Annotated in this window: 18 protein-coding genes; 10 read left to right on the forward strand and 8 right to left on the reverse strand. The window is 54.1% G+C overall.

The genetic code is table 11. The features are described from left to right. The first annotated feature begins 17 nt into the window (after positions 1 to 17). Positions 18 to 1,046 carry an Ldh family oxidoreductase gene (locus tag ACOSDM_RS06390; RefSeq protein ID WP_420723670.1) on the forward strand — a complete coding sequence of 343 codons (1,029 nt, stop codon included), beginning with the start codon at positions 18 to 20 and terminating at the stop codon, positions 1,044 to 1,046. Here the strand turns inward: ACOSDM_RS06390 and ACOSDM_RS06395 are convergent. Further along, positions 1,043 to 2,008: a 2-hydroxyacid dehydrogenase gene (locus ACOSDM_RS06395; RefSeq protein ID WP_420723671.1), complete on the reverse strand. Its 966-nt coding sequence runs from the start codon at positions 2,006 to 2,008 to the stop codon at positions 1,043 to 1,045. The genes ACOSDM_RS06390 and ACOSDM_RS06395 overlap by 4 nt on opposite strands. A gap of 207 nt (positions 2,009 to 2,215) precedes the next feature. Between ACOSDM_RS06395 and ACOSDM_RS06400 the strand changes: the two genes are divergently transcribed. After that, entirely contained in the window at positions 2,216 to 3,034 is an 819-nt protein-coding gene (locus ACOSDM_RS06400) for a chromate resistance protein ChrB domain-containing protein (protein WP_420723672.1), read from the forward strand. After that, positions 3,031 to 4,374, forward strand: a complete 1,344-nt coding sequence (gene chrA / locus ACOSDM_RS06405; protein WP_420723673.1) for a chromate efflux transporter — start codon at positions 3,031 to 3,033, stop codon at positions 4,372 to 4,374. The genes ACOSDM_RS06400 and chrA overlap by 4 nt, the downstream gene beginning before the upstream one ends. Here the strand turns inward: chrA and ACOSDM_RS06410 are convergent. Next, on the reverse strand, positions 4,371 to 5,657 hold the full coding sequence (locus ACOSDM_RS06410; RefSeq protein ID WP_420723674.1) for a DNA polymerase IV: 1,287 nt from the start codon (positions 5,655 to 5,657) through the stop codon (positions 4,371 to 4,373). The two genes, chrA and ACOSDM_RS06410, sit on opposite strands and share 4 nt — an antisense overlap. Further along, positions 5,657 to 6,544: an ROK family protein gene (locus tag ACOSDM_RS06415; RefSeq protein ID WP_420723675.1), complete on the reverse strand. Its 888-nt coding sequence runs from the start codon at positions 6,542 to 6,544 to the stop codon at positions 5,657 to 5,659. Before ACOSDM_RS06415 ends, ACOSDM_RS06410 begins: the two co-directional genes overlap by 1 nt. A 177-nt stretch (positions 6,545 to 6,721) precedes the next feature. On the opposite strand from ACOSDM_RS06415, the gene ACOSDM_RS06420 reads away from it, so the two are divergent. Then, positions 6,722 to 7,087, forward strand: a complete 366-nt coding sequence (locus ACOSDM_RS06420) for a response regulator (protein ID WP_420723676.1) — start codon at positions 6,722 to 6,724, stop codon at positions 7,085 to 7,087. A gap of 33 nt (positions 7,088 to 7,120) precedes the next feature. Continuing rightward, positions 7,121 to 8,560 carry a PleD family two-component system response regulator gene (locus ACOSDM_RS06425; protein ID WP_420723677.1) on the forward strand — a complete coding sequence of 480 codons (1,440 nt, stop codon included), beginning with the start codon at positions 7,121 to 7,123 and terminating at the stop codon, positions 8,558 to 8,560. A gap of 356 nt (positions 8,561 to 8,916) precedes the next feature. Here the strand turns inward: ACOSDM_RS06425 and ACOSDM_RS06430 are convergent, their stop codons facing one another. The 5 genes from ACOSDM_RS06430 to phnC all read right to left on the reverse strand — a co-directional run bounded on the left by ACOSDM_RS06430 (position 8,917) and on the right by phnC (position 13,664). Further along, entirely contained in the window at positions 8,917 to 9,216 is a 300-nt protein-coding gene (locus ACOSDM_RS06430) for a hypothetical protein (protein ID WP_420723678.1), read from the reverse strand. 161 nt (positions 9,217 to 9,377) lie between these two features. Further along, complete coding sequence (gene phnE, locus ACOSDM_RS06435; protein WP_420723679.1) at positions 9,378 to 10,817, reverse strand: phosphonate ABC transporter, permease protein PhnE; 1,440 nt, start codon at positions 10,815 to 10,817, stop codon at positions 9,378 to 9,380. A gap of 35 nt (positions 10,818 to 10,852) precedes the next feature. Continuing rightward, entirely contained in the window at positions 10,853 to 11,707 is an 855-nt protein-coding gene (phnE, locus tag ACOSDM_RS06440) for a phosphonate ABC transporter, permease protein PhnE (protein ID WP_420723680.1), read from the reverse strand. 81 nt (positions 11,708 to 11,788) lie between these two features. Next, positions 11,789 to 12,703, reverse strand: coding sequence for a phosphonate ABC transporter substrate-binding protein (phnD, locus tag ACOSDM_RS06445; protein WP_420723681.1), 915 nt, complete (start codon positions 12,701 to 12,703; stop codon positions 11,789 to 11,791). Positions 12,704 to 12,815: 112 nt separating this feature from the next. Beyond that, positions 12,816 to 13,664, reverse strand: coding sequence for a phosphonate ABC transporter ATP-binding protein (gene phnC / locus ACOSDM_RS06450; protein ID WP_420723682.1), 849 nt, complete (start codon positions 13,662 to 13,664; stop codon positions 12,816 to 12,818). A gap of 251 nt (positions 13,665 to 13,915) precedes the next feature. Between phnC and ACOSDM_RS06455 the strand changes: the two genes are divergently transcribed. The 5 genes from ACOSDM_RS06455 to ACOSDM_RS06475 all read left to right on the forward strand — a co-directional run bounded on the left by ACOSDM_RS06455 (position 13,916) and on the right by ACOSDM_RS06475 (position 20,994). Further along, on the forward strand, positions 13,916 to 14,260 hold the full coding sequence (locus ACOSDM_RS06455; RefSeq protein WP_420723683.1) for a hypothetical protein: 345 nt from the start codon (positions 13,916 to 13,918) through the stop codon (positions 14,258 to 14,260). Positions 14,261 to 14,319: 59 nt separating this feature from the next. Continuing rightward, positions 14,320 to 15,297 (forward strand): agmatinase, encoded by a 978-nt coding sequence (gene speB, locus ACOSDM_RS06460; protein ID WP_420723684.1) that lies wholly within the window; start codon positions 14,320 to 14,322, stop codon positions 15,295 to 15,297. 638 nt (positions 15,298 to 15,935) lie between these two features. Next, positions 15,936 to 17,048, forward strand: a complete 1,113-nt coding sequence (locus tag ACOSDM_RS06465) for a hypothetical protein (RefSeq protein ID WP_420723685.1) — start codon at positions 15,936 to 15,938, stop codon at positions 17,046 to 17,048. 155 nt (positions 17,049 to 17,203) lie between these two features. Next, positions 17,204 to 18,163: a carbon-nitrogen hydrolase family protein gene (locus ACOSDM_RS06470; RefSeq protein WP_420723686.1), complete on the forward strand. Its 960-nt coding sequence runs from the start codon at positions 17,204 to 17,206 to the stop codon at positions 18,161 to 18,163. Positions 18,164 to 18,309: 146 nt separating this feature from the next. After that, the gene (locus ACOSDM_RS06475) at positions 18,310 to 20,994 is read left to right on the forward strand and encodes an aminotransferase class I/II-fold pyridoxal phosphate-dependent enzyme (RefSeq protein ID WP_420723687.1); all 2,685 of its coding nucleotides are present in this window, start codon (positions 18,310 to 18,312) and stop codon (positions 20,992 to 20,994) included.

The following is a 20,994-nucleotide window of genomic DNA, read 5'->3' on the forward strand; positions in this document are numbered from 1 at the left end:
CATAAATTGGGGGAAGCATGAGCAAACTGGATTTTGATGGCACGCGCGTGGATGTGGATGCCGGTATCCTTCGGGATTTGGGACGGAAGGTCTTGCGCGAAATCGGCTGTACGCCAGAAACAGCGGCCAGCGTCAGCAACCATTTGGTGGAGACGAGCCTGGCGGGCGTCGAATCCCATGGTGTGATGCGCCTGTTGCAATATGTCGATCAATTTAGATCAGGGTATATGTCTGCTGGCGCTGTGCCGACTGCGATGGAAACGCGCAGCGGCGTTTGGGAAATAGACGGGGGTGGTGGTATCGGCATCCCGGCTATGGAACTGGCGATAGAGAAAGCAGTCCTGGCAACGCGACAATCAGGGTTGGTTGCTGTTGCGGTAAGGCATTGCGGGCATACGGGGCGCATTGGCGCCTATGTCGAACGCGGTGCGGACGCCGGCTGCCTGACGATTTGTGTTGGCGGCGGGGGCAGACATAACTGGCGTCAGGTTGCGCCTTATGGCGGCAGTCGGGCGATTTTGCCAACCAACCCCTATGCGCTTGCTATGCCGGGCGGCAATCACGGACCGGTCGTTCTTGATTTCGCAACCTCCATTATTGCCGGTGGTTGGATATATGCGGCGAAAAATGCGGGTGCTTTATTGCCGGAGGGGTGTTTGATTGATCGGGATGGACATCCCAGCCGTGATCCGGACGCTTACTTTAATGGCGGCGCCATCCTACCCATGGGGGGCCCGAAAGGCTACGCGCTGGGTCTGATTGCAGAGCTGATCGGGGAGGCCATGTTGGGGCCATCCACAACTGAAATGAACTGGCTGATTTTGTGTCTGGACACGAAAATGTTCAAAGAACAAAGCGCATTGCATGCAACGGCTGAGGAAATTCTGGCAGAGATACGCACCTGCCCGCCAGCGCCTGGCTTCGACTCGGTGCAAGTCCCCGGCGAGCGGGAACGCGCAGCGAAAGCGAAATCAAACGCGGTGGCGATTCCAGAGCCAACTTGGAATGATCTGCAAGCCCTGGCACAGCAGTTGGGGTGTGCCTAGATGACCCGGCTGGGCAAAGGCTGACCTGCGAAATGGGCGGCAAGGTTATCCAGACAGCGAAAGCCCATATCGTTGCGCGTCTCCACCGTTGCCGATCCCACATGGGGCAATAGGAAGGCGTTGGGAAGGTCCAGGTAGCGGGGGTCCAATTTCGGCTCCCCCGTAAACACATCCAGCCCCGCAGCAAAGACCTTGCCGGACTTCAAGGCGTCAATCAGCGCATCGTCAACGACAACGGGACCGCGCGCCGTATTGGCGACAACCGCTCGGTCAGGCAGCAGTGCGATCCGCTCTGCATTTAGCCAATGCTTCGTGTCTTCGGTCAGGGGACAGGTCAGCGCCAGGAAATCACACAGAGGCAACATGTCTTCCGCCCTGGCATAGAAGGTTGCTCCTTGATCGTCACTGCCTTCCAGTTGTCGGCGATTGTGATACATTATGGTCATATCAAAACCCTTGGCGCGCCGCGCGACGGCCTGACCAATCCGGCCCATGCCAACAATGCCCAAACGCTTACCGCTCATATGAACGCCCAGCATGTCCCGGGGGGCCCATCGGCCCCATTTCCCTGCCCGCAGAGTGGCTTCTGACTCCTGCGCCATTCTGGCGGCGCCCAAGAGGCACAGGATGGTCGTGTCGGCTGTCGCATCTGTCAGCACGTCTGGTGTATTGGTGACGATCAGGCCGCGGGCTTTGGCCGCCTTCAAATCAATATGATCGCAGCCCACGGAAAAGGTCGCCAGGATCTCCACGGATTTGGGCAATGCGGCGATTGTTTCGGCATCCATTTTTTCGGTTGGACTGCAAATAATCGCGCGACAGCCCTGAGCGCGCGCAACAATGGCAGCGCTGTCTAAAGGCGCATCGGTCTCGTTGGGTTGGGCATCAAACTCCGACCGAAAGCGGGCCTCAACATCTTCAGGCATTAAGCGGGTCGCAAATACTTTGGGCAGATCGGACATAGGCTACGCCACTCCTTTATCATGAGAGGACGACAGCTTAAGAGAACTATCGCGACCCGTCACGCCCCGTCATGATGTGTCTGAGGATCGTAACTTGACCAATGTGAACGTTGTCACTAACGTTCAATTCATGGGGTTTGCGAACACCCCGTGAGGCGTCAGCCCAAGGATCGCGTCCTAAAGCCACTTATCTGGAAAGGGCGCATTATGACGTCACCCACTGAAATCACATCACAACAGCTCAATCGCCTTATTGGCACACCGACCTGTCCCATCATTCTGGACGTTCGCATCGATGAAGATTTTTCGCTGCATCCCAACCTTATTCCCGGATCCAGACGGCACAATTATAATTCCGTATCGGATTGGGCACCAGACTATCTAGGTCAATCGGTTGTGATCTCTTGCCATAAGGGCCTCAAACTCAGCCAGGGCGTTGCCGCCTTGTTGCGACACCACGGGACCGACGCACAGACATTGGAAGGGGGGCATTTGGGATGGCTTGACGCGCAATTGCCCCTTGTTCCATTCACATCCCTGCCTGAGCCTGATCGCAAGGGGCGGACGCTTTGGGTGACGCGCGCGCGCCCGAAAATTGATCGACTGGCCTGCCCCTGGCTCATTCGGCGCTTTATTGATCGCAATGCCGTTTTTTTATTCGTCTCCCCCGGTGAGGTCCTGAATGTTGCGGATCGTTTTGGGGCGACACCATTTGATATCGATGGCGTTTTTTGGAGTCATCGCGGTGAGACCTGTACGTTTGATACCATGCTGATGGAATTTGGGTTGACCACAGAACCTCTCGCGCGATTAGCAACGATTGTGCGCGGTGCCGATACAGCGCGCCTGGATTTGGCACCAGAGGCTGCTGGACTATTGGCAATCTCGCTGGGCTTGTCGCGGCAATATAAGAATGATTTGGAACAGCTTGGTGCTGCGATGGGCGTTTATGATGCGCTGTATCGATGGTGCAGGGATGCGACTTCAGAAACACATGATTGGCCCAACACAGCAGGTGCAGCATGACGGATACAGCGACTTCCCCACAAACAATGCCAAGCCTGGCAGAAGCCACGAAAGTCTGGTTTCGCATTGGGTGCCTGTCCTTTGGCGGCCCTGCGGGACAAATTGCGTTGATGCATCGCGAAGTTGTTGAAGATCATAACTGGATCGGGGACAGGCGGTTTCTGCACGCTTTGAACTTCTGTTCCCTATTGCCTGGGCCGGAAGCGCAACAATTGGCGACCTATCTGGGATGGCTGATGCATGGCGCGGTCGGCGGATTGATTGCCGGTCTGCTGTTCATCATTCCGGGCGCAATCGTGATGTTGGGCCTATCGATTCTGTATGTGACCGCGGGGGAGGTGCCTGCTGTCTCTGCGGTTTTCTTTGGCTTGTCCTGTGCGGTTGTCGCGATTGTCCTTAATGCCCTGTATAAGGTAGCCAAACGGGCCCTGCATGGAGCGATTGCGTGGGGGTTGGCCAGCATTTCCTTTGTCGCCCTTTTCTTTCTGTCGGTTCCATTTCCCATCGTCGTGATTTCCGCTGCATTGATCGGTTTCCTCTTGCCAGGGCGGTTTCAGGGGGGGAAGCATGACGCAGGAGGTGGCGAGACACCGGCGCTTTTGGATCATGTGATCGCGCAAAATCCAGGATTTATGGCGATGCGGGCGAAAGCGGCGCGCCGCGCAGGGTTGCTGTCGCTTTTTGCCTGGGGTGCGCCGGTTCTGGCATTGGTGTTGGTGGGTGGATTTTATGCAGATGTCGCCTTGTTCTTTTCCAAGATGGCCGTCGTTACATTCGGCGGTGCCTATGCCGTTCTGACCTATGTCGCGCAACAGGCCGTGGAAAGCTATGGCTGGTTGACCCCGGATCAGATGTTGACCGGTTTGGGGCTTGCGGAGACCACACCGGGCCCCTTGATACTGGTGCTGGAATTTGTTGGTTTTCTGGCAGGTTATGCGGCCCAAGGGACTTTGTGGGCCGGCGTTCTGGCCGCCTGTGTCACGCTGTGGGTGACCTTTGCGCCGTGTTTCGCCTTCGTCTTTTTGGGCGCGCCCGCGATTGAGCGATTGCAACAAAACCCTCGTCTTGCCGGTGCTTTATCGGCAATCACGGCGGCTGTTGTCGGGGTCATCGCCAATCTGGCCTGTTGGTTTGGTCTTCGCATCCTGTTCACACAAGTATCGGCTTTTCAGTTCGGGCCGTTCTCGGTGGACATGCCGGTGCTGACCAGTCTGGACCTATCGGCGGTATTGGTGACGGCTTTGGCGCTGATGGCCGTGTTTCGATACAGGCTGGGCGTGATTGCGACATTGAGCATTTGTGCCGTCTTTGGCTTGGGTTTGAAGCTGATTTTGGGTTAGGTCCAGCCGCGTCCTTTCTTTACCGCACTGTCGCCCAGCTTTTTGCGCACCGCATCCATGGCGCGTTCGATTTTGGCGCGCTTGCCGGCATCGGGGTCGCCCAAGTCAATTGGGTCCGCACCGGCCGGGTCTGTCAGTTCCGACATGCCGATGCCAATCAGGCGAAAGGCCCGGCCATCGGCTTCCTTGTCCAATATGGGCGCTGCCGTGCGATACAGGGTTTCGGCCAGTTGACTGGGGTCCGTTAAGGTGCGGGATCGGGTGACCGTCTTGAATCCATTGGTTTTCAGTTTCACCGTCACTGTGCGCCCGGCATATCCTTTTGATTTCATCCGGCGGGCAACCTTTTCGCATAAGGGCCACAGGGCGTCTTTCAGTTTAGCCGCAGTGGAAATGTCGTCGTTAAAGGTTGTCTCGGCAGAGATGCTTTTGGTTTCGCCTTCCGGCTCTACGCTGCGACCATCTTCTGCCCTGGCAAAATGATACAGCCGATTGCCCATCGCGCCATACCGCCCAATCAGGTCAAATTTTTCATAGGCCATCAGATCGCCAATGGTATGGATTCCGTCTGCTTCCAAGGTGGCGCGCAAGGTCTTGCCCACCCCCCAGATAATGCCAACCGGTTTTGATTTCAGGAAGGAGACCGCTTCCTGCTGTCCAATCACGGCAAAGCCACGGGGTTTGTCCAGATCAGAGGCGATTTTCGCCAGGAATTTATTGTAGCTGAGCCCAATGGACGCCGTGACCCCAATTTCCGTTTCAATGCGCTTCACCAGATAGGCCAGTGTCGCAGCGGGGGGACGGCCGTGCAGGCGGGTTGTGCCGGTCAGGTCCAGGAATGCCTCATCAATAGAGATCGGCTCAACCTGTGGGGTCATCTCCAGCATCATGGCGCGGATTTCCCGACCAACAGACGCATATTTCTCCATATTCGGACGTATGACGACAGCATTGGGACAGGCCTTCAGCGCCTTGAACATCGGCATGGCGGATCGCACACCATACAGCCTGGCAACGTAACAGGCCGCAGATACCACGCCGCGCTTTCCCCCGCCGACAAGGACAGGTTTGTCGGCCAGGCTGGGATCATCCCGCTTTTCAACAGAGGCGTAGAAGGCGTCGCAATCAATATGGGCAATTGATAGGCTGGCCAGTTCGGCATGCGCGATCACGCGGGGGGAGTGACAGTGCGGGCACCGCTTTGGCATTTCCTCCAGCGTTGGGCGTGTCATCTGATGCAGGCATTCCCGGCACAGAAACAGGGGGGGCTGCATATCAGTCATTACGCAGGCCATAACCATGCAGCACCCCGAACGCCGCTGTCCGGGCCGTGCATGTGACGCAGCAAGGGGGTACTGACCGAATCAGAAAAGGCGTATTTTCCCCACAAGGCCGGGACGTCCTGATACAGGCTGTGTATGCCAGACAGGCCGCCGCCCAGCACAATCGCATCGGGGTCCAAAATATTGATCACATGGGATAGGGCGCGGGCCAAGCGGCTGGCATAAAGCATCAGGCTGGCCTTACGTTTGGGTGAATCGGCCAGGGCGATTGTATCTGCTGGTACGATTTCTTCAGATGTTTTGGCATGGTGTTTCGCCAGGCCGGGACCGCTGAGATAGGTTTCGATACAGCCGGATTTCCCGCAATAGCAGGGCAGGGCGGGGTCTGATCCCGCAGTGGCCCACGGCAATGGGTTATGCCCCCATTCACCGGCGATAGCGTTTGGACCATTCAGTAAGGCCCCGTTGCTGACAATACCAGCCCCAACACCCGTTCCCAAAATGACGCCAAAAACTGTGCGGTACCCGGCCCCCGCGCCATCAACAGCCTCAGATAATGCAAAACAATCGGCATCATTGGCGATGCGCACCGGTCGGCCCAGAACCTGCGTTACATCCTGCAGTAATGGTTTGCCGATCAGCCAGGTCGAATTGGCATTCTTTACCAATCCCGTCGCGGGAGAAATGCTTCCCGGTATGCCAATCCCAACATGGATATCGTCACCCTTGGAACCGGCAAGGTGCGTTACCATATCCCGCAGCATGGTTAAGGTCGCGTTATAGTCACCGCGCGGGCTTTCAACCCGATGACGTGCCAGAATCTCACCATTCTGGTTCATCAGTATGCCAGATGTCTTTGTACCACCCAGGTCCAGACCAATGCGCATTACCTTTGTCCTATCTTTGTCGATGCGTGAAAAGCATCGCCACCTCAGCGATTATGTTATAGAACACTTAATAGACAGCATTCCATTGGTCAGTTGATTTCAATGTGTAAGCGGGTAGTGTACACAGTGTTGATTTGAACCGATACAGAGATCGGTTATGTTCGGATAGGGGGCAATATGGCCAAGACGGTTTTGATCGTTGAGGATAATGAACTCAACATGAAGCTGTTTCATGATTTGCTGGATTCAAAAGGCTATACCATCCTTCAAACGAGGGATGGCATGGAGGCCTTGAAAATTGCCCGCAGTGAGAAGCCTGATCTGATCCTGATGGACATACAATTGCCGGAAGTTTCGGGATTGGAGGTGACCAAATGGATAAAAGAAGACGACGATCTGAAACATATTCCGGTTATCGCCGTGACGGCATTTGCCATGAAAGGGGATGAGGAAAAAATCCTGGAAGGTGGTTGTGAGGCGTATATTGCCAAACCAATTTCTGTGGCAAATTTCTTGTCCACGATAGAGAAGTTTCTCGCCTGATTTTAGGCGCGTGAATGTAAGGATGTGAAGCGGATGACCGCAAGAGTGCTCGTGGTCGATGATTTACGCCCCAACGTCAAACTGTTGGAGGCAAAGCTGACCAGTGAGTATTTTGAGGTCATAACAGCCCGTGACGGGCTGACAGGCCTTGAAATGGCGAAGCATGACCAGCCCGATATTATCCTTCTGGATGTTATGATGCCCGGAATGGATGGGTTCGAGGTTTGTGAAAAGCTGAAGCAAGATCCTGTTACCATGCATATTCCGGTCGTCATGGTCACGGCCTTATCTGATTCGGCAGATCGCGTGCGGGGCCTGGAAGCAGGCGCAGATGATTTTCTGACGAAACCTGTCAATGATGCAGCTCTATTTGCGCGCGTACGCTCGCTTGTGCGCCTGAAAATGTTGATGGATGAATGGCGCATGCGCGAACAGACATCCGGGCAATTGGGCGTCATGCGCGAAGACAAGCCCATTCATGCCGTTGATGCGTCCAATGCCAAGGTTCTGGTGGTAGAAGACAATCGGATTGATGCGCAGAAGATCGTTGATGCACTGGATCGGGACAATGCCAGCAGTGATATTGTTGCCTCTGTCGCCGAAGCCAATGAACGCCTGAAAATGGCAGCGTACGAGTTGCTGGTTGTCAGCTTGCGTTTAAAGAACGGCGATGCGTTACGGTTTTGCAGCCATGTGCGCGCCGCTGATGCAACCCGCCACACCCCGATGTTACTGACCGTTGAAGAAGATGATACGGAGCGCCTGGCCAAAGCCCTGGATATCGGGATTAACGATTATCTGATCAAACCGATTGATAAGCAGGAATTGCAGGCGCGGGTTCGCACCCAGATTCGCCGTCAGCGGTATCAGGACCGCCTGCGCGAAAATTACGAACGAAGCCTTGCCATGGCGCTGACGGACAGTCTGACGGGGCTGTATAATCGCCGATATCTGACCGCGCATCTAAGCGGCCTTGTTGACCGTGTTCGGGCCAGTGGCAAACCATTGGCGGTCATGATGTTCGATATCGATTACTTTAAGCAGGTCAATGACACGTATGGTCATGCGGCCGGGGACGAGGTTCTGATCGAATTGAGCCGTCGTGTTGGTCAGAATGTCCGGTCGATTGACACAATTGCCCGCTTTGGCGGTGAAGAATTCGTCGTCCTGATGCCGGACGCAGATTACAGTGTTGCTGGTGTCGTGGCCGAACGGCTGCGCAAGAGCATATGTTCCGCGCCGATACATGCCCGTGGCGGTCCCGATGGTGGCCTCGATATTTCCATTTCCGTCGGCGTGGCGCTGTTTGATTTTGACAATGACACTGGTGAAGAAGTCCTGCACAAGGCGGACAAGGCCTTGTATGAAGCTAAACGCCAGGGGCGGAATCGGTGTATCGGCTATTTGGATAAGGACAGCTTCGACCAAATAAAAAGCAGCAAATCCGGCGCGTCTATTAACGCGGCGGAATAATCCTGATACCGCCCCGTTTCCAGTGAAATCGACAATCCGCCGTCGCCGTCATAAATCGACGGTTCGTGTCAGCGTGCGAATGTCTTCAAGAGGATCATGCCCTTGCATGAGCTCATACAGGATGCTTTCCCCACATGTTTTTTCAGCAGATACGGCGGCGCACACGATCCCGTTCGCGCAGGCATTGCGCTAAACGTCAGGTGGGATTTCAGGGATATTTTTTACTGAATTCGGAAAGCCCAAATGGCGCGGCGAAGAGATCATATCTTTCGACCGCGCCATAGGGATTATCAGAAACACCGTCCCGTATTCAATCGACCCCAGCGGGGCAGGTACGCTAAGGGCGCGCGTGGTACTCAGCTGGCAGCGGAGTCGTTTGCCGGGGCGGCGTCCAGAACAAAGCCTGTCTGCTTAGGTTCGACCCGTTGCATCGCCTCGCGCTTTTCATCGGTCCATTCGGCAACCAGGATCAGCTCCATCGGGTCTGTTCCTTCGGCCTCAACAGGTTCTGGAACCAGAAGTCCTGCTTCGCTGACATAAAATGTGTGGTCCCCAAAAGCCTCCGTCAGGGCAGTGTGGGGGGTGCTTCCTTCTTCAACGGGATCGGCGCCGGTCTGCTGTTTCACAGCAGCCTGCTGGCTGGTATTGAGCTTCATTGAGAGTCGACCTTTCGGGTCAATCATTCGGACCAGGTGTCGCGCCAAGGGCCTGTAAAGAACCCTATAATCTGCTTTGGTCCATGGTTCTGGCGATACGCCGACACCGATCCTGCGATTATGCCAGAGATTCCAGATGCGATCAAATGGGGGACCTGTTTTTATCCCCGATCATTGATCAGCTTACGGCGCAGCCAGCCCGACGCGATATCCATGGATACAACAACGATCAGGGTCATGACGATCAGATACATCACATTTTCCCAATCCTGCTGTGTCTGCATCGATTGCACCAGTTTCAGGCCGATTCCCCCGGCCCCCAGCGCCCCAATCACGGTGGCGGATCGAATGTTGGATTCCAGATAATACAGAGTCTGGGAGACAAAGATCGGCAGGATTTGCGGTATCACACCAAAGCGATAGCGTTGGATCGCCGTTGCCCCGGTGGACCGAACGCCTTCCACCTGCTTTGAATCAATATTTTCAATTGCTTCAGAAAACAATTTCCCCAAAGTGCCGGTATCGGTGAAAGCAATCGCAAGGGAACCGGTCAGGGGTCCAAGGCCGAATGCGCGGATGAAAATCAAGGACCAGATGATCTGGTCGATTCCGCGCAGAAAGTCGAACAGGCGGCGCAGCACCATGCGGCTGGCAAAAATCGGATTGAAATTCGCCGCTGCCAGAAAACCAAGGGGCAGGCCAACACCGGCGGCTACAAAGGTTCCCAGCAGCGCCATCAACAGTGTTTCCAGCAAGGCAATAAACATTTCGTTGTGTTGCCAGTCCGGGTTGCGCCAGAATTCCAGGAAGATAAATTCGGCATTGGATAGCGCCGGATCAATCCGCTCCTCGGACCAGGCGAGATTCCACAATGCAGCCGTGCTCAGACCATGCAATTGCGAGTTCGGGCCAAACCAGAAATATTCCCAACCAAAGAAATAGCGTTGAACAAGAATCTGCGCGCGGGTAACGCGCATTGTCTTGTAAAAGTCCGGTGCATATTCAAACTTTGTCGGTGCAAAGGACGATCCTTCCGGCAGGATGCCGCGTTTGACCATTTCGGCCATATCAAGGGCGTTTGCATTTCCGGACTGTTCCTCAGGGACATAACGGTATTGGTTATTGTCATCCAGGAAGGCGCGATAGCCATTCACATGCACGCCGTCCTTAGTCACGCGCGCGGCATAGGTCGATCCGTCCGGCGCGGTATAGTCCAGCCGTCCTGTTGCGAATGTGACGATATGGCGTCCCCCTAACGAGACACGATACCTGTCACCATCTGTTGTGACCCAGCTGGGCAGGGGGTCCTGTTCGGTGTTCCGGTCGCCTTCGACCGTGACGGATACTTCATCCTGACGTGCGGAATAGCTGACCTGATATTTGTGGTGAAAGCTGTCACGCGACAGCAGCACGCCCCGGTTCCAATCTGCCGCCCCAAACACGCCTGAAACATCGAAGGCAACCCAGGCATAGACCAGATAAGCCAGAACGATGCCCAGTGACGTCAGGGGCCAGAAGGCCGCCAAACGGGACTTCCGGATCACCTCGCCATGGGTGCGGCGAAGGCGGTTCGCCTGGCTGTCGAGTGTCATCGTCGTCATGGGGTCGTGTCCTTAATCGTAAAGCGCGTGACAGGTCAGGCCATTTGATACGTGCCGCCGACCAAATTCCGCCGGATACGGCTGGAAATCTGGTCGATGACGACGATGGTTAGGAATAGCAGTAGAAACAGCGCCGAAATCTTGTCGCCTGCGCCCCAGCTGATGGCGGTACGAAATTCCTGGCCGATCCCGCCCGCGCCAACGAAGCCTAAAATGGCTGAGGCGCGAATATTGATTTCAAACCGCAACAGCGCATAGCTGCAATAATTTGGCAGAACTTGCGGCAGGACGCCAAAGCGCATGCGCTGCAGCCAACTGGCACCGGTTGCCTGTAATCCTTCCAGCGGTTTCCTGTCGATATTCTCATTCACTTCTGAGAACAGTTTGCCCAGGGCACCGGCTGTATGCAGCATCACGGCGATGATTGCCGGTATCGGGGTCGCACCCAGTAAATAGATCAGGAAAAGCGCCAAAATCAGCTCTGGGAAGGCGCGGGTGATGTCCATCAATCGCCGCGCAATGGGGACAATGCCCGGTATGATGCCTAGATTGCGCGAAGAACAGAAGGCCAGGATCATTGCCATCACCGCGCCAAACAAGGTCCCAACCATCGCCATGTTGATGGTCTCCAACATGGCAGGGGAGTATTCAAGAACGGTGATAAGCCAGTCATCCGCAGCAAACGTGTCCTGCATGATCTGGGTTGGGAAATCCAGAAACTTGCCCAGACCCTGCCAGAAGCCGCCGGAATTCAGGTCTTCTGCAATAGAAAATCCCCCAAAGAAGACGATCAGCGATGCGCCAAGAAACACAGCCGTATAAAGCCGCCGTCTTTGTTCCATTCCATTGAAATGGCTTTGTAACTGGCCGATGGTCAGGGGGGTATTCATATCATCGAAGCTCCATAGTAAACGGAGTGCGGCGCCGATGCATTTGTTTGCATACGGCGCCGCGCAAAACCAATCCGTTGATTAGTTCTTCATTGCCGCCTTACGGGCTTCGATCACGCTGATATAGGCGTCGTGACCGATTGGCGCGATGCCTTTGATTTCACCGGCCATTACACCATAGGCGCATTCCGGGTCCATCGATTCCAGGCTGGCCATCAGGGCGGTCATTTGCAGTTTCACGCGCTCTGGCAAGGCCTTGCGCAGAACGATCGGGCCTTCCGGAATGACTTTAGAACGCCAGATTTCCTGGATCTCGGTCATGTCGACCAGACCGGCATCGGTTGCCTTGCGCAGCGCGCCAGAATTGAATCCTTCTTCCCAGTTACCCAGACCGTCCGCCCAGGTCACACCGGCATCCACATCGCCATTGGCGACGGCAACGATGGTCTGTTCATGACCGCCGGTGAATTTTACTTCCGAGAAGTAATCGCCCGATTTCATCGAATAGCCGCCTTCAGGAATTTCAACCGAAGGGATCAGATAGCCAGAGGTGGAGTTCGGATCACCGAAGGCGAAAACTTTGCTTTTCATGTCATCCAGGGATTTGATGCCTGAATCAACGCGGGCGAAGCCGATGGAATAGTACCCATACGATCCATCCGTGTTGATTTTCACCAGAACCGGCTCAACCGCTTCCGGGTCGGCCAGGTAGACAGCGGCATAGCCAGATGCGCCAAGCCAGGCCATATCCAGATTGCCACCGATCAGACCTTCGATAACGCCGCTATAGTCGGCGGGTGCGAAGATTTTGGTTTCAACGCCCAACAATGCTTCGGTTTTTTCTTTCAGGCATTCATGGGATTTCAGGCGGTCATTGGCGTTTTCGCCCCCCAGAATGCCGATGCGGAATTCTGTGATGTCCTGGGCGCTGGCGGCGCTGGATACGCTCATGATGGCGGCGGTGGCAACAGCGGCCGCTATGGATTTGATCTGCATGATATCTCTCTTTCTTGTTGTGGTAGATTAAACGTCTGGTAATGTGCACTTGCAGGACCAGGTGATTGATAGTCCGTCACCTCGGTTGCGATTGAACTCGTCTACCTTGTCCTCACAGGTTGACGACCTTCCCCGATGCGACCAGTTCGTCCTGTTCGGTATCGGGTGTTTTTGAGACTTCGCGTTCATGCGAAATCGATGTTGATGTGGCGGCTTCGTTGAACTCGTCTCCAGCGCCGTAAATCTCTCGGGCTTGGGCGGTGGTCAGATCATCTGGCCCACCAGAAAAGACGATTTTGCCATGGGCCATGCCAATGATGTGCTCGCAATAGGCCCGCGCGGTATCAAGGGTGTGCAGGTTGCACACGACGGTAATGCCGTCTTCCTGATTGATCCGTTGCAGGGCATCCATCACCAGCTTGGCATTCATCGGATCCAGGGATGCAATGGGTTCATCTGCCAGAATAAGTTTCGGCTTCTGCACTAAAGCCCGGGCGATGGCGACCCGCTGTTGCTGTCCGCCAGATAAGGTACCAGCCTGTTGCAGGGCGGTTTGTTCAATGCCCAACCGCTCCAGCGCCAAAAGACCTTCCAGGCGTTCCTTATCGGTAAACAGGCGAAAGACGCTGCGCAGGGTGCCGATATGGTTCAAGCGCCCCAGCATCACATTGGTCAGCACATCCAGACGTGGCACCAGGTTGAACTGTTGGAAAATCATGGCACAGTCGGCCTGCCAGTCGCGCAGGGCTTTGCCTGATAGGTTCGAAATATCGCGTCCGTGAAACCGAATCTTTCCAGAAGTCGGAACTGCAAGACGGTTGATCAGGCGCAGCATGGTTGATTTTCCCGCACCAGATCGGCCAATAATTCCAACCATCGACCTGTCCGGGATCGACAGGGACACGGCATCGACCGCGTGCAAATCACCGAATTTCTTGGTAAGAGACTGAATCTCTAGCATAACTTCCCCTGCATCTGTCACAGTCGGTTGGGACCGGTGTGATGCTATCGACCATGGTTTAACGAAGGCGCGTCCCCGGGTGCTCAGGCACTTGACCCTGATGCAGGCCCTTGATTACAGGTACAGCGTTGCAAACTTGTGCATAAAACGTTTCATATTCATGAAACAGTTGCGCAAAGGTCTATACGGCGGTTGCGTGGTGGCCTTCATTGCGTTTGTACTGGATGGCGTATCATCAGAAAGGAAACAGCGTGACGTCAAAACCAAACCCTTTGAAACTAAATAAGCTTCAGGCGCGTACGCTTGTCCTGGCTCAGGTTATCGCCCGTGATCCCAATTCTTCCAGATCCGATGAGGCGACAGGAAATGTAACGCTGACCCGAATTCCCCATGCCCATGGGGATCATGTGCATGTCGGTGCCTTTACGGTTCATGCCCGTGACGCCAGCGGATTTTCGAATCCGGCTGTTTGGGTGGCCCTGGCGCGCAAGGGCTTGGTTGTCAGCCCGGATATGCACACAATCACCCTGACGCCAGAAGGGGTTGCCTATAACACCGGTCTGGGCGAACATTTCTTAAATGAGTCGGATCATTAGACGACTGGGCGCGCCGTTAAGGGCTCTGTTGATTACGCAATCTGGGAAGGAGTTCCGCCATGGCGGACAGTGAGATTAGCTATAAACCCCTGTCTGGAATGGTGCTGCCCCGATTTGCTGGAATTGCGACCTTCATGCGTCTGCCGCATGTTGCGCCCGAAGACGCCGGTGGGGTCGATATTGGTCTGACCGGGGTTCCCTGGGATGGCGGTACTACGAATCGCGCCGGGGCCAGACATGGACCCAGACAGATGCGCGATGCGTCCACTATGACGCGCAATTGCCACCATGTCAGTGGCATCATGCCGTATGAATTGGCCAATTGCGCTGATCTGGGCGATAGCCCCGTCAATCCGATCCAATTGGAAGATACGCTGGCCCGGATCGAAGAGCATTTCCGCAGGATTCATGAGAAGGGCATCCTGCCGTTGACCGCAGGGGGTGATCATCTGATTACGTTGCCTATCATGCGGGCCATTGCAGATAAGAAGAACCCTTTGGGAATGGTGCATTTTGACGCCCATACCGATACCTGGGATCGCTATTTTGGGGGAGCACTCTACACCCACGGTACGCCTTTCCGCCGGGCGATAGAAGAGGGGCTGTTGGATCCCAAGCGTGTTATTCAAATTGGCATACGCGGTGGATTGTATGGTCCTGAGGATAAGGAATGGGGACTGGCACAGGGCATTCGGGTTGTCGAAATTGAGGAATATTTCGATCTGGGGCCCGATAAGGTTGCGGACCTTGCCCGAGAGATTGTCGGAGGCGGACCAGCCTATATCTCTTTTGATGTGGATGGCATGGATCCAGTTTATGCGCCGGGTACAGGAACGCCGGAAGTTGGCGGCTATTCCACCCATGACGCGCAACGCATGCTGCGCGGCCTGCGCGGGTTGGATATTGTGGGCGCAGATGTGGTTGAAGTATCCCCGCCTTTTGATCCGTCCGGCGCGACGGCCCTGGCAGGGGTTACAATGATGTGGGAAATTCTGTGCCTTATGGCGGAGCGAGTCGCGCAGACAAAGACTCAGTAACATTATTGACATTTTAGGCGCATTTTTCGTTTTTTGATCGGGGATAGTTGGGGTATACGCTGGCGCGAATTGTTCTTTTTTATTAATTTGTTACAGGAATAACGCTTGAGACGCGCCTAATTTCCTATCGCAATGTCCATCTTGCGTGACCATTTTTGACTTGGCGGTTCGCGCTCGAAAGGCAAAATATTATCAGAAGTGACTGGTCTATAACTCTTATGACCATAAAATTTTTAGTAGTATATGCCAAAAGGCAGAAAAACGTACCCAAATACCGCCCGACAATTCTAATTAACGAATTATTAGGGCATTGTAATTAGATTGAAATACAAAAGGATCGTTAACAATAAGGTTAGGGATGGATTCTTATGTCCGCGTTGCGGCTCGAGTCAGTTGAACAATTATGTAAGGTTCTTCATGAACTCCCATCCAGGGAGTCGATACAAGTTGGACAAATGATTGCGCTAGGCCTTGAAGATATTGAAAAACAGGTCGGTCCCAAGCGTTGGTCCAAAATGCGGGAGTTGGTCAGCAGCTTTGTTGAAAGCGCGATCCGGACCCATTCGGGGAGACTGGATTCCTATCTTAAATGCGAAGACGGCAGTTACGTTATCATCTTTCAGGGTGTTAACCAGGACATGGCCCTGTTGAAAGCCAGCAGAATTGCCAAACAGGTAAATGAGACCTTGTTTGGGCAGGGCGGATTCGAAGGAACGACACTCAGGACCATCATCTCTGAAGATGAAAAATGGAAGTCCAGTGCCGCGCTTAAACCGAATGAAGTGGCGAACATGTTGGCAAAAGGGGCAAGTAAGTTGCTCAACAGCGCTTCACTTGATGAACCCTTAAACATTGAAATTACAGATGAAATTCCGAACCCGCCATTTTCTCAAAGCATGTTGGATCGACAGGAGAGCCGAAAGCGGTTCGCCGCTGAAATGGCGGATATTGAAAACGTACCCAGTTTTCCGCTGTTTGTCGCTATGTGGTCTGTACCGACGAATATGATTGCAGGGTATCAGTGTGTCCCTGCGCGGCAGACGCCATTTCAGGACGAATTGTCGATCGGTTATGATGCGTTACCTTTTGATGCAACGCACCAGGACATTTTCTCCTTCGATATTGATATATTGGAATTTGGTCTGATGGCGCTGAAAGACTCCCTAAAGGAGGGTCAGCGAAGTCATGTCGTTTTTAATGTAAATTTTGAAACCCTGTCGGCCGCGCAAGGACGACAGCAATTGACTGAGGTGCTGCGGATGACGCCACCAACATTGCGGCAACGCATATACGTGAATTTGTGCGACGTTCCAGAGGGAATTCCCCCCAGTCGCCTAATGGAGCTTTGCCAGTATCTAACCCCGTTTTTTCGGGGGGTTACGGTTGTTATGCGGCAGGGTACAGGGCGCAGCGCGATTAAGAACATACTGTCGCGTCTTCATGCATCGGGCGTTCAGATCGTGGGTGTCGAATTGCCAGGAACGGTTTCTGACGCAGATTTGGATTGGACAAAATCCACCCTAAGCACTGCCCGGGATCTTGGCTTGGTCAGTACCGTAGTAAATGCCACAAGTTGGCGTGAGGTTATCAAGCTGGCTGAAAGTGGCGTTCAATTGATCAGCGGCCCTGTTTTTATGGAAAGAACGGATAAACTGCCTGCGGTGCGCCAATTCAGCTTAAGCGATGCAAGGCGATTGGAAAATGAACAGGCGACATTGAATGAAGATGGCGGTCTGTTTTCAACCGTTTGATAGGGTGGTTTGAACAAGCCCCTTTGTAACCGTTCCGTCACTGTCCAGAATCCGGTTGTTTACAAGCATGGATGCCTATGGTGTCCTATGCAGATAATAATAACTACGGACGGAAGAGCGCCCGAATGCAACCCTTTGCGATTGCCGGAGTTCAAATGCATGTTGGAGCATACGCTGAAAATGTTACAGCGATCCGACAGCGCCTTGATCTAACCATAGCCCGGTTTCCCTGGGTTCAGATGGTCATGTTCTCAGAACTCGCACCTTATGGGCCTTTGCCGGAGCATGCGCAAACTCTGCCTGGACCTGCAGAAGAAATCTTTCAGGAAATGGCGCGCGCCCATGGTGTGTGGCTGTTGCCAGGTTCAATTTTTGAGCGTGTTGGCGATAAAATCTACAATACAGCGATCGTGATCAATCCTGAGGGGGAGATTGTCGGGCGCTATCGCAAGATGTTTCCCTTTCGCCCATATGAGGCCGGTATCGAGGCGGGGACAGAGTTTCTGATCTTCGATGTTCCAGACGTTGGGCGGTTTGGGGTTTCGATCTGTTATGACATCTGGTTTCCAGAAACCACACGAACCCTGACAGCACAGGGGGTCGAGGTTTTGCTGCACCCTGTCCTGACCGGAACCATTGATCGTGATGTGGAACTGTCCATCGCCCGCGCGTCGGCGGCCATGTTCCAATGCTATATATTTGATATCAATGGATTGGGTGCCGGGGGATGTGGACGGTCTTGTGTTGTGGACCCGTCCGGAACCGTTCTGTATCAAGCCGCCGGGCAGGAAGAGATTATCCCGATTGAGGTGGATCTTACCCTGGTGCGTCGCCAGCGGGAAACCGGCCTTAAAGGATTGGGGCAGACGCAGAAGAGTTTCCGTGACCGCAGCGTCTATTTTTCGATTTATGATCCGACCTATGCCGACACATCCTATCTTTACAGTCTTGGCCCCCTCGAAATGCCTCAAAGAGGGTCTCGGGCAGGCTTGGACATGCGGCCTGGAACCTTGGACAGGGGTGTTTCAGAGCCATTGGGAGAGCCTGCCGGCCCAGGCGGTATGCGCCTGCATGCCGTTGATACAATAAATGGAGCAAACCGATCGCAAAGCTAACGAGTGAGTCCAAAAAGAATGCCGCCCCAAAAGGCGGAAAACCGGGAGCAAAAGAAGGCAAGGCACTGGCGATTCGCCGCAGCGGCCCAGGGGATCTAACCGCGCATTATTCCGCCTCTCAATTACGGAATGATAGCTGGAGCAAATTGAAGAACGCGGCTGCGCGCCTGATGGTGGCAGAGCGTCGCGATCCGGGCTCCCCCATGCACAAGGTTGTTGAAGACCTGCTGCACAAATTGGAACCCATCGAAAGTTATTGGGCCTTTCCTGGACGGGTCACCTTCGAGCGTCTGCATACTATGTTTGAAGAGCAGGAATTCACGACGCTTGCTCACACAGTCGCCCGTATCACGCGGGCCTTGATGTCCGACAGCTATCGCAGCCGCCACATCCATGTCATACCCACCGAAGATGATGAAGACAATGACGAGCGGTCCGATACCGCTGAAGAGCGTGCGCGCAATCGTCCCTATTTCGAAGTGATGATTGTCGATGACCTGTCACCGCATCAGGAAACCACACTGAAACGGTCGCTCAGAGACAAGCGCCGGGCAGAGGATTCCTTTGTCTATGAAAGCGTGGTTGTCGGCAGCTTTGAAGATGCGCTGATCGGTGTGTTGTTCAATCACAATATTCAGGCTGTCGTTGTCCGTTACGGGTTCCCCTACAAGTCGCGCCATGATTTGCCGATGTTGAAGCGATATCTGAACCGGCTTGGCGACGAGACATTCGATGATCTGCCGCCAGAGGAATATGGTGTCAATCTGGCCTATGCTATTGGAAAGCTGCGCCCGGAATTGGATATCTATATGGTCACGGATCAGTCCGTGGAGGATATTGCCGGGCGTGTCTGTGATAATTGCCGCCGGGTCTTCTATAACCAGGAAGACTATATGGAGCTGCATCTGAATATTCTGCGCGGCGTCAACACGCGCTATAAGACGCCATTCTTCACCGCCCTGAAGGAATATTCCAAACAGCCGACAGGTGTGTTTCACGCCATGCCGATCAGCCGCGGGAAATCCATCGCCAAGTCCCATTGGATCAAGGATATGGGCGACTTTTATGGGATGAATATCTTCCTGGCGGAAACCTCTGCCACGTCTGGCGGGTTGGATTCACTGCTGGATCCCCATGGGCCAATCAAGCATGCTCAGGAATCAGCAGCCCGGGCATTTGGGGCACGGCATACATTCTTCGCTACCAACGGAACTTCGACCTGTAACAAGATCGTGGTTCAGGCATTGGTGAAGCCGGACGATATTGTTCTGGTAGACCGTGATTGCCACAAATCCCATCATTATGGAATGGTCCTGTCTGGTGCGCAGGTTGTCTATCTGGACAGTTATCCGCTGAATGAATTTTCCATGTATGGCGCGGTCCCGCTGCGTGAGATCAAGCATCAGTTGCTAAAACTTAAGAAGGCGGGAAAGCTGGACCGGGTGAAGATGCTGTTGCTGACCAACTGTACCTTCGATGGACTGGTATATAACGTTGAGCGCGTGATGGAAGAATGCCTGGCGATCAAGCCAGACTTGGTCTTCCTGTGGGATGAGGCATGGTTTGCCTTTGCCCGTTTCGGGCCGACCTATCGTCAGCGCACCGCCATGCATAATGCGGCGATGTTGCGCGAACGCTATCAGACCGGTGAGTACCGGGAGCAATACGAGGCCTGGAAGGCCGCTTTTGACAAGGCGGGGCCAGAGAAAGAGTCCACCTGGCTGGATCAACGCCTGATGCCCGATCCAGACAAGGTGCGGGTTCGCGTCTATGCCTGCCAATCAACCCATAAGACGCTGACCAGTCTGCGTCAGGGGTCGATGATCCATATTCATGATCAGGATTACAAATCCAAGGCAGAGGAATCCTTCCACGAAGCTTATATGACCCACACATCAACCTCGCCAAATTATCAGATCGTTGCGTCTCTGGATGTGGGGCGCCGGCAGGTGGAATTGGAAGGCTTCGAGATGGTTCAGAAGCAGGTCGAAATGGCCATGGTTCTGCGCGAGAAAGTCGCGACCCATCCCTTGTTAAGTAAATATTTTCGCGTCCTGACCGCCAGCGATATGATTCCAGCCGAATACCGAGAAAGCGGCATGGAATCCTATTATCAGGTTGGACATGGCTGGGCCGACATCTGGGAAGCCTGGGCGAAGGATGAATTCGCGCTGGATGCGACGCGGGTCACGCTGTTGATCGGCAAAACAGGGCTGGATGGCGATACATTTAAGAATAAGGAGTTGATGGACAAGTACGGGATTCAGATCAACAAGACATCCCGCAATACGGTCTTGTTCATGACCAATATCGGGACCACACGGTCCTCGGTCGCTTATCTGATAGAAGTTCTGGTGAAGATCTCAGCGGAACTGGACGAACGGCTGGATGATTCTTCACCGGTCGAACGGGCGCTGCATAACCGTCAGGTGACATCCTTGTTGGAAGAATTGCCGCCACAACCGGATTTCAGCCGCTTCCATGACTCTTTCCGCGCAAAGAATACCCAAAAAGGGCAAAGTGCGGATACGGCAGAAGGCGATATTCGCACCGCGTACTTCCTGGCCTATGATCAGGAAAATTGTGAGTATTTAAGCCTGGAAGATGGCAGCCTGGATGCGGAAATGGCCAAGGGCCGGGAAATCGTATCATCGACCTTCATCATTCCCTATCCGCCGGGATTCCCAATTCTGGTGCCAGGGCAGGTCCTGAGCATCGAAATTCTGAAATATATGCGGGCATTGGATGTGAAGGAAATTCACGGCTATCGCCCGGAACTGGGACTGCGCGTATTCACAGAAAAGGCGTTAAAAGACGTCGCAAAGAAATAA

It is taken from the genome of Hwanghaeella sp. LZ110 (assembly GCF_048892525.1).
In the GTDB taxonomy this organism is placed as follows: Bacteria; Pseudomonadota; Alphaproteobacteria; order UBA8366; family Aestuariispiraceae; genus Pacificispira.